The organism is Roseomonas sp. KE2513 (assembly GCF_016107305.1).
In the GTDB taxonomy this organism is placed as follows: Bacteria; Pseudomonadota; Alphaproteobacteria; order Acetobacterales; family Acetobacteraceae; genus Roseomonas.
In genome coordinates, this window is record NZ_RCVR01000004.1 from 161,775 (window position 1) to 175,378 (window position 13,604).

16 protein-coding genes are annotated in these 13,604 nt (G+C 71.3%); 13 read left to right on the forward strand and 3 right to left on the reverse strand.

Annotated features, from left to right (window positions below; all coding sequences use genetic code 11):
- Window positions 1-116: 116 nt before the first annotated feature.
- Entirely contained in the window at window positions 117-752 is a 636-nt protein-coding gene (locus D9599_RS05900; protein ID WP_198380295.1) for a superoxide dismutase, read from the forward strand.
- Window positions 753-838: 86 nt separating this feature from the next.
- Here the strand turns inward: D9599_RS05900 and yajC are convergent, their stop codons facing one another.
- The gene (yajC, locus tag D9599_RS05905) at window positions 839-1,186 is read right to left on the reverse strand and encodes a preprotein translocase subunit YajC (RefSeq protein WP_043835785.1); all 348 of its coding nucleotides are present in this window, start codon (window positions 1,184-1,186) and stop codon (window positions 839-841) included.
- A gap of 115 nt (window positions 1,187-1,301) precedes the next feature.
- Here yajC and D9599_RS05910 point away from each other — a divergent pair, with 115 nt between their 5' ends.
- On the forward strand, window positions 1,302-2,153 hold the full coding sequence (locus D9599_RS05910) for an ATP-binding protein (RefSeq protein ID WP_198380296.1): 852 nt from the start codon (window positions 1,302-1,304) through the stop codon (window positions 2,151-2,153).
- A complete protein-coding gene (locus tag D9599_RS05915; protein WP_232480185.1) occupies window positions 2,150-3,103 on the forward strand; it encodes an MBL fold metallo-hydrolase in 954 nt (317 codons plus the stop codon). Before D9599_RS05910 ends, D9599_RS05915 begins: the two co-directional genes overlap by 4 nt.
- Here D9599_RS05915 and D9599_RS05920 read toward each other — a convergent pair.
- The gene (locus D9599_RS05920) at window positions 3,100-3,567 is read right to left on the reverse strand and encodes a DUF192 domain-containing protein (RefSeq protein WP_198380297.1); all 468 of its coding nucleotides are present in this window, start codon (window positions 3,565-3,567) and stop codon (window positions 3,100-3,102) included. The two genes, D9599_RS05915 and D9599_RS05920, sit on opposite strands and share 4 nt — an antisense overlap.
- The gene (gene prpB / locus D9599_RS05925; RefSeq protein ID WP_198380298.1) at window positions 3,567-4,508 is read right to left on the reverse strand and encodes a methylisocitrate lyase; all 942 of its coding nucleotides are present in this window, start codon (window positions 4,506-4,508) and stop codon (window positions 3,567-3,569) included. The genes D9599_RS05920 and prpB overlap by 1 nt, the downstream gene beginning before the upstream one ends.
- A 256-nt stretch (window positions 4,509-4,764) precedes the next feature.
- Here prpB and D9599_RS05930 point away from each other — a divergent pair, with 256 nt between their 5' ends.
- The 10 genes from D9599_RS05930 (at window position 4,765) to D9599_RS05975 (ending at window position 13,591) form a co-directional block, all read left to right on the forward strand.
- Window positions 4,765-5,535 carry a CoxG family protein gene (locus D9599_RS05930; RefSeq protein ID WP_198380299.1) on the forward strand — a complete coding sequence of 257 codons (771 nt, stop codon included), beginning with the start codon at window positions 4,765-4,767 and terminating at the stop codon, window positions 5,533-5,535.
- Between the two features lie 5 nt (window positions 5,536-5,540).
- Window positions 5,541-6,452, forward strand: coding sequence for a MoxR family ATPase (locus tag D9599_RS05935; RefSeq protein ID WP_198380300.1), 912 nt, complete (start codon window positions 5,541-5,543; stop codon window positions 6,450-6,452).
- The gene (locus D9599_RS05940) at window positions 6,449-7,612 is read left to right on the forward strand and encodes a VWA domain-containing protein (protein WP_198380301.1); all 1,164 of its coding nucleotides are present in this window, start codon (window positions 6,449-6,451) and stop codon (window positions 7,610-7,612) included. The genes D9599_RS05935 and D9599_RS05940 overlap by 4 nt, the downstream gene beginning before the upstream one ends.
- Window positions 7,609-7,929 (forward strand): XdhC family protein, encoded by a 321-nt coding sequence (locus D9599_RS05945; protein WP_198380302.1) that lies wholly within the window; start codon window positions 7,609-7,611, stop codon window positions 7,927-7,929. Before D9599_RS05940 ends, D9599_RS05945 begins: the two co-directional genes overlap by 4 nt.
- Window positions 7,926-8,609 carry an XdhC family protein gene (locus D9599_RS05950; protein ID WP_198380303.1) on the forward strand — a complete coding sequence of 228 codons (684 nt, stop codon included), beginning with the start codon at window positions 7,926-7,928 and terminating at the stop codon, window positions 8,607-8,609. The genes D9599_RS05945 and D9599_RS05950 overlap by 4 nt, the downstream gene beginning before the upstream one ends.
- Window positions 8,606-10,228, forward strand: a complete 1,623-nt coding sequence (locus D9599_RS05955) for an NTP transferase domain-containing protein (RefSeq protein WP_198380304.1) — start codon at window positions 8,606-8,608, stop codon at window positions 10,226-10,228. The genes D9599_RS05950 and D9599_RS05955 overlap by 4 nt, the downstream gene beginning before the upstream one ends.
- A gap of 155 nt (window positions 10,229-10,383) precedes the next feature.
- A complete protein-coding gene (locus D9599_RS05960) occupies window positions 10,384-10,989 on the forward strand; it encodes a hypothetical protein (protein ID WP_309228556.1) in 606 nt (201 codons plus the stop codon).
- Complete coding sequence (locus D9599_RS05965) at window positions 10,986-11,342, forward strand: hypothetical protein (protein ID WP_198380305.1); 357 nt, start codon at window positions 10,986-10,988, stop codon at window positions 11,340-11,342. Before D9599_RS05960 ends, D9599_RS05965 begins: the two co-directional genes overlap by 4 nt.
- Before the next feature lie 6 nt (window positions 11,343-11,348).
- A complete protein-coding gene (locus D9599_RS05970; RefSeq protein WP_232480186.1) occupies window positions 11,349-12,614 on the forward strand; it encodes an MFS transporter in 1,266 nt (421 codons plus the stop codon).
- Complete coding sequence (locus D9599_RS05975) at window positions 12,614-13,591, forward strand: Gfo/Idh/MocA family protein (RefSeq protein WP_198380306.1); 978 nt, start codon at window positions 12,614-12,616, stop codon at window positions 13,589-13,591. The genes D9599_RS05970 and D9599_RS05975 overlap by 1 nt, the downstream gene beginning before the upstream one ends.
- Window positions 13,592-13,604: the final 13 nt, after the last annotated feature.

The window sequence follows — 13,604 nt, forward strand, 5'->3', positions numbered from 1 at the left end:
CCGCTGGCAAGCGCCGCCCGGCCTCCCATGTCTCGCGCCGGCGTGACGCCCCCCTCCCTTGGCCGGGGCGCTCACAAGCGCGACAGTGCGCGCCGACTCACCAAAAGGAGATGCCCATGGCCTTCAGCCTTCCCCCCCTGCCCTACGATCCCGGCGCGCTCGCCGCCCGCGGCATGCAGCAGGAGACGCTGGAGCTTCACCACGGCAAGCACCACCAAGCCTATGTCACGGCCCTGAACGGCCTCATCGAGAGCAAGGGCCTGCAGGGCAAGACGCTCGAGCAGATCGTGGCCGAGGCCGGCAAGGCCGGCGCCGACGGCATGCCCGTGCTGAACCAGGCCGGCCAGCACTGGAACCACCTCCTGTTCTGGCAGGTGATGTCGCCCCAGGGCGGCGACGACAAGATCCCGGGCGCGCTTGCCTCCAAAATCGAGAGCGACCTCGGCGGCCTCCAGAAGTTCAAGGACGACTTCAAGCAGGCCGGCGTGACTCAGTTCGGCTCGGGCTGGGCCTGGCTGATCCAGGACAGCAGCGGCAAGCTGAAGATCACCAAGACCCCGAACGGCTCCAACCCCATCGCCACCGGCGAGGGCACGCCGCTCCTCGGCGTGGACGTGTGGGAGCACTCCTACTACCTCGACTTCCGCAACCGCCGGCCGGACTACCTCACCAACTGGCTCGACAAGCTCGTGAATTGGGAGTTCGTCGCCTCCCTGCTCGACAAGGGGCTGACCTCCGGCCAGACCGCCTGAGGCCCCGCCCGAACCACGGGCCGAAAAGACGAAGGGCGCCGCGGGTCCTCCCCGCGGCGCCCTTCGCGCATCCGGTGATCCGCCGATCAGACCTTGGCGGGCGCCGCGTCGTTGGCGGCCTGCGGGCGGATCACACTGCCAATCGTTGTCCGCACGATGGTCACGCGCACATTGGGGGCAATCTCGGCCTCGATCTCGTCCGAGCCCTCCTTCACATTCGTGATTTTGGCGACCATGCCGCCGCCCGTGACCACGCGGTCCCCGCGCTTGAGCTGGGTGAGCATGTCGCGGTGCTCCTTCATCTTCTTCTGCTGCGGGCGGATGAGGATGAAGTAGAAGACGCCGAAGATGAGCAGCAGCGGTGCGAACTGCATCAGCATGCCGGCGGCGCCGCCAGCGGCCGCGTCCTGCGCGAAGGCCGGGGAGATGAACATGGGGCTGGGCTTCCGTCCGGGCGTTGTGGGTGCGAAGAGGGGCGGAAACTAGCCGCCCGCCCCCCCGCGTCAAGCGCGGCGGGGCGCTCCGCCCGGAAACATCCCAGGAAGCTCGATGGAAGAAGCCCTCCTCACCCGCATCGCGGAGGCGCTGGAGCGCATGGCGCCCCCGCCCGCGCCCCAGGCCCGGCTCATCGGCGCGGACGCCTTCATCTGGCACCCCACACCCCGTCCGCGCCTCGCGCCCGTACGCCGGGTCTCGGCGGTGGACATCGCCCTGCTCCAGGGGGTCGAGCAGCAGAAGCGCCTTCTCCTGGAGAACACGCTCCGCTTCGCCCGCGGCCTTCCGGCCAACAACGCCATGCTCTGGGGCGCCCGCGGCATGGGCAAGTCCTCGCTGGTCAAGGCCGCCCATGCCCAGGCGAACGAGGAGATCAAGGGCAGCCTCGCCCTGATCGAGATCGCGCGCGAGGACATCGCCACCCTACCCGAGCTGCTGGAGATCCTGCGCGAGCAGCCGCGCCGCGTGCTCGTCTTCTGCGACGACCTCTCCTTCGAGCGCGAGGATGCCGACTACAAGGCACTGAAGTCGGTCCTCGACGGCGGCATCGCCGGGCGGCCGGAGAACGTGGTCTTCTACGCCACCTCCAACCGCCGCCACCTGATGCCGCGCGACATGATTGAAAACGAGCAGCAGCGCGCCATCCACGCGAGCGAGTCGGTGGAGGAGAAGGTCTCCCTCTCCGACCGCTTCGGCCTCTGGATCGGTTTCCACAACTGCGACCAGCCGACCTATTTCGCGATGGTCGAGGGCTACGCGAAGGCGCTGGGCTTGCCGATCGAGACGGAGGCGCTGCTCGCCCGCGCCAAGGAGTGGACGATCACCCGCGGCTCCCGCTCCGGCCGCGTCGCCTGGCAGTTCGCCCTCGACATGGCCGGTGAACTGGGCGTGAAGGTGAAGGCTTGAGCCGCGCGCCGGCCCGGCGCGACGCCGAGGGGCGCTTCCTCAACCCCGATGGCAGCGCCTCGGGCCAGCCGCTCGCCCAGGTCTGGCGCATGATGCGCGAAGGCGCGGGCACCCCCTGGCCGCGGGAGGTGCGCGACCCGCCGCAATCACCCCCTGCCGAGCCGCCGCCCGGCCACGCCGCGGTCACCTTCATCGGCCACTCAACCTTCCTCATCCGCATCGCCGGCGGGCCGACCCTGCTGACGGACCCCGTCTGGTCCGAGCGCTGCAGCCCCTTCACCTTCCTCGGGCCCCGTCGCGCCCGTGCCCCCGGCCTCGCGCTGGATGCCCTGCCGCCGCTGGACGCCGTGCTCGTCTCGCATAACCACTACGACCACATGGATGTCGCGACGCTCCGCAAGCTTCGCGCGCCGCGCATAATCACCGGCCTGGACAATGCCCCTATCCTCGCCCGCAACCGCATCCCGGGCGCGGAGGAGTTGGACTGGTGGGGGGAGGCGCAGGTCGGCACCGCGACGGTCACCTATGTTCCCGCCCGCCACTTCTCCGCCCGAGGCATCCGCGACCGCGGCCGGTCCCTCTGGGGCGGCTTCGCCATCCGCACGGCGGCGGGCTCGATCCTCTTCGCGGGGGATACGGCCTATGGCGGGCACCTCGCCGAGATCGGCACCGAATTCGGCCCCTTTGGCATCGGCCTCATCCCCATCGGTGCCTACGAGCCCCGCTGGTTCATGCGCGCCGTCCACATGAACCCGGAGGAGGCGGTGCGCGCCCGCACGGACCTGCAGGTCCGAACGGCCGTGGCCATGCATTTCGGCACCTTCAAGCTGACCCAGGAGGGCATCGACGAGCCGCCTCGGGCGCTGGCCGCTACGCGCGAGGCGGCCGGGCTGGATGCAGGCGACTTCGTCGTCCCACGCTTCGGGGAAACCCTCGTCCTGCCGCTCTAACGCGCCGTCCCGAAGATGCGCTGCTCGACCTTGTCACCCACGCGGATGTCGAGCCGCTCGGCCGTGCCTGCCGCCAGTTCCAGCGTTGCCCGCACCGGTCCGTTGGAGCTGATAGTGGCCAGGCTCCGCGGCACCGTGCGCTCAGCGATGCGCAGGATCGTGCCATTTTGGGTGATGAACACCATGTCGAGGGAGGAGATGGTATTGCGCATCCACATGCTGCTCTCGCGGGGCTGCCCCCAATCGAAGAGCATTCCCTCGTTCGGGCCGACAGTCGGGCGGAACATCAGCCCCACGGTCTGCTGCTGCGGGTCCAGGGCCATCTCCACCTGGAACTCGTGGCGCTTGCCGTCGCGGGTGACGATGACCAGCGGCTCGGTCGGCAGCTTCGGCTGCGGCCCGTCCTGCGCCAGCGCCGCGACGGGCGGGAGAGCTAGAAGGCCCAGCAGTGAGCGGCGCAGCATCAACGGGCAGCCCCTTCGGTCTCGCGCTGGGGCATCGCCTCGGGGATCACGGTCTTCACCAGCGTCGCGTCCAATGCCTCGTACTCGTGGTAGCGGATGGTCTCGTAGAGCTCGGCGCGGGTCTGCATCCGATCCACCATGCGGTGCGTGCCGCCGTCGCGGTTGATCGCGGCGTAGAGCTCCTCCATCGCCTTGTTGGCGACCCGCAGCGCCGACACCGGCCAGATCACCATCGCGTAACCCATCTCCTCGAACTCGCGGTCCGTGAAGAAGGGGGTGCGGCCGAACTCGGTCATGTTGGCGAGCAGCTTCACGCCAGGCATGCGGCGCGCGAACTCGCGGAACATCTCGGCGGTCACCAGCGCTTCCGGGAAGATCGCGTCCGCCCCTGCCTCGATATAGAGCTTCGCCCGCGCGACTGCCCCGTCCATCCCCTCGCTCGCGGCGGCATCCGTGCGGGCAATGACGTGGAGGTGGCGCCGCGCCTTGCGGGCGGCGGCCACCTTTGCAGCCATGTCGTGGGGATCAGCGAGCTTCTTGTCGTTCAGGTGCCCGCACTTCTTCGGCAGCAGCTGGTCCTCAAGGTGGACGGCCGCCGCGCCCGCCTCCTCGAAGGCCCGGACCATGTGCATCACGTTCAGCGCCTCGCCGTAGCCGGTATCGCCGTCCACCAGCACCGGCAGGGCCGAGGCCCGGGCCACCTGCCGGATGTACCAGCAGACATCATCCACCGTGATCATCCCCAGGTCGGGCAGGCCCATGTTGGCGGACATGGCGGCGCCAGACATATAGAGCGCCTCGAACCCCGCGGCTTTGGCCAGCAGAGCTGCCATGCCCGTATGCGCGCCGGGTAGACGGAGGATGCCAGGGCGCTCCAGCAGGGCGCGGAAGCGGGCGCCGGCCGGCGCCTCCGGCAGGTCTTCACCAATCACGTAGGGCATGCGCGCCTCCCGGAATGGGGCCGCCGGCCCGCCCCCTCGCCCGTCGCTGCGCGGGGGCCGCCTGGCGGCACCTTTGTCACGACGGAGGGTATCATCGGCCCTTCGGCGCGGCCAGACGGGCGGCCGTAGGGCCGCCCCGCCCGGCGCAAATGGATGACCGCCTCCTCCCCGGGGCCTTTCCCCGCGCCCGCTCTGCCCCTAGCTTGCGCGGCGACGGAGCACGTCGACAACGCATGGCAGACACGGAGCACGCCTGATGGACATGACGGGGAGCCGCCTGATCGAGGCGCCGCGGCAGCGCGTCTGGGAGGCGCTGAACGACCCCTCCGTCCTCCAGGCCTCCATTCCCGGCTGTGAGTCGGTGGAGCGCACCGGGGACGACAGCTTCGCGGCCAAGGTGGCGGTCCGCATCGGCCCCATGTCCGCCAAGTTCGGCGGCAAGGTGACGCTGACGAACATCCGCCCGCCCGAGGGCTACACCATCACCGGCGAGGGCTCCGGCGGCGCCATGGGCTTCGCCCGCGGCGGTGCGGACGTGTCGCTGGTCGAGGAAGGCCCCTCCACCACCACCTTGAACTACACCGTGAAGGCTCAGGTCGGCGGCAAGATGGCCCAGCTAGGCGCCCGGCTGGTGGACAGCACGGCCCGCCAGATGGCCGACCAGTTCTTCGACCGCTTCGCGGCGCAGCTTGCGCCCGCCCCCGCCGTTGAACCCCTCGACGAGGTAATTCCCGGCACCCAGGCCGGCGTGAGCCACCTGGCCACGCCCTCGGCTTCCACCGCCCAGACGACCGCAACGGGGAACATGGCCAGCACCGATACCGTCCCGACAATTCCGCGCCCGGACGGCGCCCCGATCGCGGTCGGCCGCACCGCGACCGCCGCCCTGCGCCCGGCCAATGCCAAGCGCAGCATCTGGGAGACGCTGGACGCCATCCCGCGCGAGCCGATGGGCCTGCCCATCACCCTCTGGATCGGGGGTGCCATCTTCCTCGGCATCCTGATGCTGCTCTTCGTGCTCGGCTGAGCGGCTTGGCCGAGAGCAGCGCGCCGCCCCTTCCCGCCAGCGTCGCCGCCACCCAGGCCCTGCTGGAGGCCGGCGGCTACGTCGCGGACAGGGCGCTGGCGACCACCGTCCACCTCGCCCTCACCATGGGCCGTCCCCTCCTGCTCGAGGGGGAGCCCGGCACCGGCAAGACCGAGATCGCCAAGGTGCTGGCGGCGCAGCTGCCACGCCGTCTGGTGCGGCTGCAGTGCCATGACGGCATGGACCTCTCCTCCGCCGCCTATGAGTGGAACCATGCCCGCCAGCTGATGGCGATCCGCCTGGCCGAGAGCGCGGGCGTGTCGGAGCGGCAGGGGCTGGAGCGCAGTCTTTACGACCGCCGGTTCCTCGAGGCCCGGCCGTTGCTGCAAGCGATCGAGGGCAGCCCCGCCCTGCTGCTGATCGACGAGCTGGACCGCGCGGACGAGCCCTTCGAGGCCTTCCTGCTGGAGATCCTCGCTGATTTCCAGCTGACGGTGCCGGAACTGGGCACCATCCGCGCCGAAACGCCGCCCGTGGTGGTCATCACCTCCAACCGCACGCGGGAGGTGCACGACGCCATCCGCCGCCGCTGCCTCTACCACTGGGTAGATTACCCGGATGCGGGGCGGGAGCGCGCCATCCTCGCGCGCCGGGCGCCCGAAGTGCCGGCCGCGCTTTCCGCCCAGGTGGTCGCCTTTGCCCAGGGGCTGCGCGGAGACGAGTTCTTCAAGCCGCCGGGCGTCGCCGAGACCATCGACTGGGCGCGCGCCCTGACCGCGCTCGACAAGCGCGAGCTGGAGCCGGCGACGGCCGAGGCTACGCTCGGTGTGCTGCTGAAGTACCAGGACGACATCGCCCGCCTGCGCGGCGCCGAGCTGGCCCGCCGCGTGGAGGAGGCCCACGAGGCCGGCTCTTGAGCGAGGGCGCCCTCGCGCCGAACCTCATCGCCTTCGGCAGGGTACTGCGCCGCGCCGGGGTTCCGGTCGGCCCCGCGGAGACGCTCGGCGCTGCCGAGGCACTTCGCCACGTACCCCTCGCCGACCGCGCCGCATTCCGCGCGGCGCTGCGGGCCACGATGATCCACCGGCGCGAATATTTCGAGGTTTTCGACGCCGCCTTCGACCTCTTCTGGCGCAACCCCGAGGCGCCCCTCGGCGCCTTCGACCCGGACGAGCCGCCGCCTGAGAGCCTGCCCCCCGCCGCCCGACGCGTCTCAGACGCCATGCCCGGCGCCGCTCCCCTGGCACCACCCGCCGCCGAACCCGAGACGCGCGAGGGCGCGGCCCTGGCCGTCAGCGAGCGCGAGCGGCTGAATCGGCTGGACTTCGAGTCCATGACGGCCGAGGAGTTGGCCGACGCCAAGCGGGAGATTCGCCGCCTAGTCCTGCCGCTCGCCGAACGCCCCACCCGCCGCTTCCGCCCCGATCCCTCCGGCCCGCGCACGGACCTTCGGGCGACCATCCGCGCGTCCATGCGGCTGGGTGGCGAGATTGCCTCTATCTCCCGCAGGCGCCGCGTAACCCAGGCACCGCCGCTCGTGCTGCTCTGCGACGTCTCGGGGAGCATGGCGCATTACGCGCAGATCCTGCTGCATTTTCTCCACGCGGTTGCGAACCACCGGGCGCGGGTGCACAGCTTCGTCTTCGGGACGCGGCTGACCAACATCACGCGGGCGCTGCGGAACCGGGACCCGGAGGTGGCCTTCCAGGCCGTCTCCCACATCCTGCCGGACTGGTCGGGCGGCACCCGCATCGGGGAGGCGCTGGACCGCTTCAACCGCCTCTGGGCGCGGCGCGTCCTCGGCCAAGGCGCGGTCGTACTGCTCATCACCGATGGCCTCGACCGGGGTGGTGCGGAGGGGTTGTCCGAGGCGGCGGAGCGGCTCTCCCATTCCTGCCGGCGGCTGATCTGGCTGAACCCGCTGCTCCGCTATGCCGGGTTCCAGCCCCGCGCCGCCGGCATAAGGGCCCTTCTCCCCCACGTGCACGAGCATCGCCAAGTGCATAACCTCAACAGCCTTAGGGCCCTGGTCGCCACCCTCTCGGCACCCGCGCCTAACCAAGGAGGATCGGCATGAGCGGCAGCGAGGACATCCTGGAAACCGCCCGCGCCTGGCGGGCCGAGGGCGAGCGGGTGGCGTTGGCGACCGTCGTCGAGACCTGGGGCTCCTCGCCACGCCCTGCCGGCTCCCGCCTGGCGGTGACCGGCACGGGCCGGCTCGCCGGCTCCGTCTCCGGCGGCTGCATCGAGGGCGCGGTGGCCGACGTGGCCAAGCAGGTCATGGAGAGCGGCGCGCCGCAGCTTCTCGACTTCGGCATTACCGACGAGCGCGCCTGGGAGGTGGGGCTGGCCTGCGGCGGCAAGCTGAAGGTCTTCGTGGAACCACTGGCGTGACGCCGGAAACCCTCGAAACTCTCCAGGCCGCCCGTGGCACCCGCCGCCCGGTCGCGCTGCTGACGCGCCTTCCGGACGGTGCCCAGCGCCTGCACCCCGATGAGGTGCTGCCGCCAGCCCTTGCCGAAGCTGCGGAGGCCGCGCTGCGCGACGACCGCGCCGGGCCCGTCACGGTGGAGGGCGCGACCTGGTTCGTCCAGCCCCAGACCCCGCCGCCGCGCTTGATCGTGGTCGGCGCGGTGCACGTCGCCCAGGCGCTGGTGCCCATGGCGGCTGCGGTCGGCCTGGCCGTTACCGTTGTGGACCCCCGCCGCGCCTTCGCGACTGAGGAGCGCTTCGCGGGCGAGGTGACGCTCGTGGACGAGTGGCCCGACGACGCGCTGCTGGCGCTCCGGCCGGACCTTCGCACGGCCATCGTGACCCTCACCCACGACCCCAAGCTGGATGACCCCGCGCTCGACGTGGCCCTGAAGTCGGAAGCCTTCTACATTGGCGCCCTCGGCAGCCGTCGCACCCACGCGAAGCGCATTGCGCGGCTGACGGAGCTGGGCCATGGCGAGGAGGCCATCGCCCGCATCCGCGCGCCGGTCGGGCTCGACATCGGGGCGGTCACCGCGCCCGAGATCGCGCTCTCGGTCATCGCCCAGGTGGTCGCAGCGCGCCGGGGCAAAGCGGCGTGATCTTCGGCCCCACCCTGCTGGAGGAGGCGCGCGGCGCCGTCCTCGCCCATACGCTCCGCCTTCCGGACCGGGTGCTGAAGAAGGGCACGGTGCTGGATGCGGAGGCCGTCGAGGCCCTGCGCGCCGCCGGTCATGCGGAGGTGGTGGCCGCACGGCTGGAGCCGGGCGACGTGCCGGAGAACGAGGCTGCCGACCGCATGGCCGAGGCCGTGCTGCGCCCCCTCATCGCCCGCACCCGTGCGGCGACCGGGCGGGTGAACCTGCTCGCCGAAACGGCGGGGCTGCTGCGCGTGGACGCCGCCATGGTGGACCGCCTCAACGCGCTCGACGAGAGCCTGACGCTGGCCACCCTGCCCGACAATTCGGTGGTGCAGCCGAAGGACATGCTGGCCACGCTGAAGGTCATTCCCTTCGCCGTTCCCGCCGGCGCCCTCCAGGTGGCCGAGGCCATGCTGCGCGGCGCGCCCGCCATGACCCTTCACCCCTTCCGCCCACTCCGCGTCGGCCTTGTCGCGAGCGAGTTGCCCGGGATGAAGGAGAAGGTGATCGAGAACGGCATCGAGGCCACCCGCACTCGTGTGGAAGCTCTTGCCGGCAGTCTTCTCCCCGCTGAACGCTGTGCCCACGAGACGGGGGCCATCGCCGCAGCCCTTTCGCGGCTCCGCGCCGCGGGGGCCGAGATGTTCCTCGTGCTCGGCGCCTCCGCCGTGGTGGACCGGCGCGACGTAGCGCCCGCGGCCATCATCCAGGCGGGCGGCACGATCGAGCACTTCGGCATGCCCGTAGACCCCGGTAACCTCCTCTGCCTCGGCCGCATCGGCGAGGCGCCGGCCATGGTCCTGCCGGGTTGCGCGCGCAGCCCGAAGGTGAACGGCTTCGACTGGGTGCTGGAACGCCTCTTTGCCGGCGTGCCCGTCGCGCAACGCGATATCATGCGCATGGGCGTCGGCGGGCTGCTCAAGGAGATCGAGACCCGTCCCTTGCCCCGCGGCGACGCGCCGGCCCAGAGCCGGACCCTCGCGCCCCGTCGCCCGCGCCGCGTCGCCGCCCTTGTCCTCGCCGCCGGCCGCTCTCGCCGCATGGCGCCGTTGAACAAGCTGATGGTGCCGGACCGGCAGGGACGCGCCATGATCGCGCGCGTCGTCGAGAACGCGCTAGCCAGCCGCGCACGACCCGTCATGGTCGTGACCGGCCACGAGCGCCAGCGCGTGGAGGAAGCCCTGGCCGGCCGCCCCGTGCTGATGACCCACGCCGATGAATACGCCGAAGGCCTCTCTGCCTCGCTGAAAGCCGGCATCGCTGCCCTGCCGGACGACGTGGAAGGCGTGCTCGTCCTCCTCGGCGACATGCCGCTCGTCTCCCCAGCCATGCTCGATCGCCTCCTCGGCGCCTTCGACCCTGAGGAGGGGCGCGCCATTATCCAGCCGACCTTCCGCGGCAAGCAGGGCAACCCGGTCCTCTGGGGCCGAGAATTCTTCGCCGAAATTCTCGCCATCACCGGCGACGTGGGCGCCCGCTTCCTGACAGGGCGGCACGGCGATCGCCTGTTCAACGTCGAGATGGCAGACGACGGCGTGCTCCGGGACTTCGATACGCAGGATACGCTGAAGGATCTTTAGCCCCCTTCGGCGGCACTGGTGACGCCGGGGGAGAGAAAGAAGGAATTCTTCCTCCCCCCGGCCGCCTAACCATCTTCTTTTTCTTCGAGTTGGGGATGCCTTGCTGCCGGTGCGCCTCGGGTCACTGACCCAATGCGACGGCACCTGCGCGAAAGGTGCCCGGAAGAGAGCCAGCCCTCGATCATCGCATCCGCACCAGCGAGACTTGGTCCAAGAGCCAGCCCGAACCCCGTCAAGCCCTGACCTTCCGCGCGGGAGTGCCCATCTCTGTCGCGACCATGCCGACCGCCTATGCCATTCCCTTCGCGCCGGAGGCGACGCCTGCCGTTGCCCCGCGCTCGCTTCTCTCTGCCTGGGACGCCGCCCGCGACGCGGCCTCTGCCGCCTTGGAGGGTCCGCCTCGCGCCTTCCGCTTCGCCGGCGATCCGTCGCTGGACCTGGTGCTGGAGGATCGCGACGCCTGCTGCTGGGCGGAGGCGCTGGACCGCCGGATCGGGCTCGACCACGTCCAGGGCATCGCCGTCCTGCTGCGTCTCCTGGCCCTGCTGGAGGTGATGGGGCGCGCACCCTGGATGCGCGGGTTGTTCGACATCGGGCGCGACGGAACGGTCCTTCATCCTGACCTTCTGCGTGCCGCGGCGACGCAGCCCCTGGACGGCGCGGCCCGCTTCGATGAAGACGGGTTGCGGCACCGCCTTGCCCGGCCGAGCCTGCCGCGACCACGCCCGCCGACAGCGGCCACCGGAGCTTCGCCCCCATGAAACGCCCCCTTCCCGCGCTGCTCCCGGCCCTCGCGTTGCTGGCGGCCTGCAGCGGACCTCTTCCCTCCGGTCTCTCCTCTTCGGCGCCGTCGTCGAGCCGATCCGGGGAGCGCGGCGCGGTGGCCTCGGCTTGCCGCAGTCAGGCCGAGCGCGTGGTGAACTACCGCGACCGCGGCCAGACCATGCGGGCGGACGACTACAACGCGCGGATCGGCACCACCTCCTATCTCGGGCCGCAGGTGATGACCGACCAGATCGCCCAGGTTTATGAGCGGGACCGGATCGCGGCTGACTGCGTGCGCAGCGCGGAACCGCCGCGCGCTGCGCCGAGCGGGGGCCTTTCGGGGCGCTGAGGCGCCTTGGCCTCCCCCTTCGCCCGCATCGTCGCGGGGCCCCTCGCCCGCGCCCTCGGCTACCGCGACTCGCGGATCTTCTTCGGGGCCAGCCTTGGTGCCTGGACCGGGCTCTGGATGCACCGGATCGGCGTCGCCTGGCTCGCCTGGGAGCTCTCCCGCAGTGCCGCCTGGGTCGGGCTGATCGCCTTCGCCGACCTGGCGCCGGCGGTGCTGGTCAGCCCCGTCGCTGGGGCACTGGCGGACCGGGTGGACCGGGTACGGCTCACCATGGCGTCGCAAGCAGTGATCGCGGCCGAGGCGCTGACGGTCGCCTCCCTCACGGCCACAGGCCACATCACCGTCGGCCTCCTCTTCGCGCTCGAGATGGTCAGCGGCAGCGCCGCCTCCTTTGCGCAGCCGGCACGGCAGACACTTATCCCCGCCCTGGTCCCGCGCGAGGACCTGCCGGCAGCCGTCGCCGCGAACAGCCTGCTCTTCAACGTGGCGCGCTTTATCGGCCCGGGAATAGCGGGCGCGGTGATCGCTGCCTGGGGCGTTGCGCCGGCCATCCTCTGCAACGCGATCGGGCAGATCTTCGCCAGCCTCTCCATGCCCTGGCTGCGGATTGACCCTGAGCAGCGGCGCGGCCACCCGGTCACCAGTTCCCTCCTGGCGGAGACGCTGGAGGGGTTCCGCTACGTCGCGCGCCATCCCGGACTCGGGCCGATCATCGCCTTCTCCGCCGCGACATCGGTCCTTCTGCGCGGCGTACAGGAGATCCTGCCGCCCTATGTCGAGCGGCTCTTCGGCCGGGGTGCCGAGTCGCTGGCGGCCCTCACCGCCTGTTTCGCTGTCGGCGCGCTGGTGTCGGGTCTGGTGGTCGCCTCGCGCGGGCGGCTGGGGGGCACGACGCGGATCGCCGTCTTCGCCATCGTGGCCCAGGCCGCGGCGACGGTGGGCTTCGTCGCAACGGGCTCCTTTCCCGTCGCGATGCTCTGCGCGGCACTGATCGGCGCCTCAGCCTCGGCACACGGCATTTCGGTGCAGGTACTGGCGCAGACGGCGGCCTCGCCGGCACTGCGCGGGCGGATCATGTCGCTCTGGGCGCTCGTCAGCCGCGCCTGCCCCGCGCTCGGGGCGCTCGCCCTCGGCTCGGCGGGGGAGGCGCTGGGGCTCCGGCTTCCCACCGTCGCCGCCGCCCTCGGCGCCGTCGCCATCTTCGCCTGGGGCCTGTCCCGCCTGCCACGGATCGCGCGACAACTGGAGCGACCGAAGGAGGAGACGAACTGATGCTCGATGCCGCGATCGTGGGGATGGGGCGCTGGGGACAGACCCTGGTGAACAGCGTGCAGGGCCGCAACGGCGCGGGGATCCGCTTCGTGGCCGGCGCCACGCGTACGCCAGGGAAGGCCGCGGCCTGGGCGGCGGAGAAGGGCATCGAAATCCTGCCCGACCTCGAAGCCGTGCTGGCCGACCCGCGCGTAAGGGCGGTGGTACTGGCCACGCCCCACCAGCAGCACGCTGAGGGCGTGATCGCCGCCGCGCGGGCAGGCCGGCACATCTTCATCGAGAAGCCCTTCACGCTGTCGAAGGCGAGCGCGGAGGCGGCGGTCGCGGCCTGCCGGGAGGCTGGCGTGGTGCTCGCCCTTGGCCATAACCGCCGCTTCCTGCCGGCGGTCGCGGAGATGAAGCGGATGCTCGCCGAGGGCGCGCTCGGCACGCTGATGCATGTGGAGGGGCAGCTCAGCGGCGCGATGGCGGAGGGCTGGAAGCCGGGGATGTGGCGCGCCGACCCGCACGAGAGCCCGTTGGGCGGCATGGGCGCGATGGGGATCCACATGATTGACATGCTGATCAACCTTGCTGGACCGATCGAGCAGGTCTCGGTGATCAGTCGGGCGAGGGTGCTGACCAACGGCCTCGACGACACGACGGCCATGCTCTGCCGCTTCCGGGCGGGGCCGACGGGCCTTTTCGCGACCCTTGCCTCTGCGCCGCGCGTCTGGCGCATCGGCCTCTTCGGCAGCCAGGGGCGGCTGGAGCAGCGCGACCCGGAAACGCTCGTCTTCCACCCGCGCGACGGCGAAGGCTGGGAACGGCGCTTCGAGAGCGCGGACATCGAGCGCGCCGAGTTGGAAGCCTTCGCCGCCGCCGTGGAGGGCGGCCCCGCCTACCCGCTACCGGTGGAGGAGGCCATTCACGGCGTGAGCGTCTTCGAGACCATGATCCACGCGAACGCCGCCGGCGGGCCCGTCTTGGTGCCCTGAACAGGGTGCTCCC

Excerpts from the sequence above, each read along its gene's own strand:
- D9599_RS05900 (WP_198380295.1), top strand. The coding sequence starts at position 117 with ATGGCCTTCAGCCTTCCCCCCCTGCCCTACGATCCCGGCGCGCTCGCC.
- yajC (WP_043835785.1), bottom strand. The coding sequence starts at position 1,186 with ATGTTCATCTCCCCGGCCTTCGCGCAGGACGCGGCCGCTGGCGGCGCC.
- D9599_RS05910 (WP_198380296.1), top strand. The coding sequence starts at position 1,302 with ATGGAAGAAGCCCTCCTCACCCGCATCGCGGAGGCGCTGGAGCGCATG.
- D9599_RS05920 (WP_198380297.1), bottom strand. The coding sequence starts at position 3,567 with ATGCTGCGCCGCTCACTGCTGGGCCTTCTAGCTCTCCCGCCCGTCGCG.
- prpB (WP_198380298.1), bottom strand. The coding sequence starts at position 4,508 with ATGCCCTACGTGATTGGTGAAGACCTGCCGGAGGCGCCGGCCGGCGCC.
- D9599_RS05930 (WP_198380299.1), top strand. The coding sequence starts at position 4,765 with ATGGACATGACGGGGAGCCGCCTGATCGAGGCGCCGCGGCAGCGCGTC.
- D9599_RS05945 (WP_198380302.1), top strand. The coding sequence starts at position 7,609 with ATGAGCGGCAGCGAGGACATCCTGGAAACCGCCCGCGCCTGGCGGGCC.
- D9599_RS05965 (WP_198380305.1), top strand. The coding sequence starts at position 10,986 with ATGAAACGCCCCCTTCCCGCGCTGCTCCCGGCCCTCGCGTTGCTGGCG.
- D9599_RS05975 (WP_198380306.1), top strand. The coding sequence starts at position 12,614 with ATGCTCGATGCCGCGATCGTGGGGATGGGGCGCTGGGGACAGACCCTG.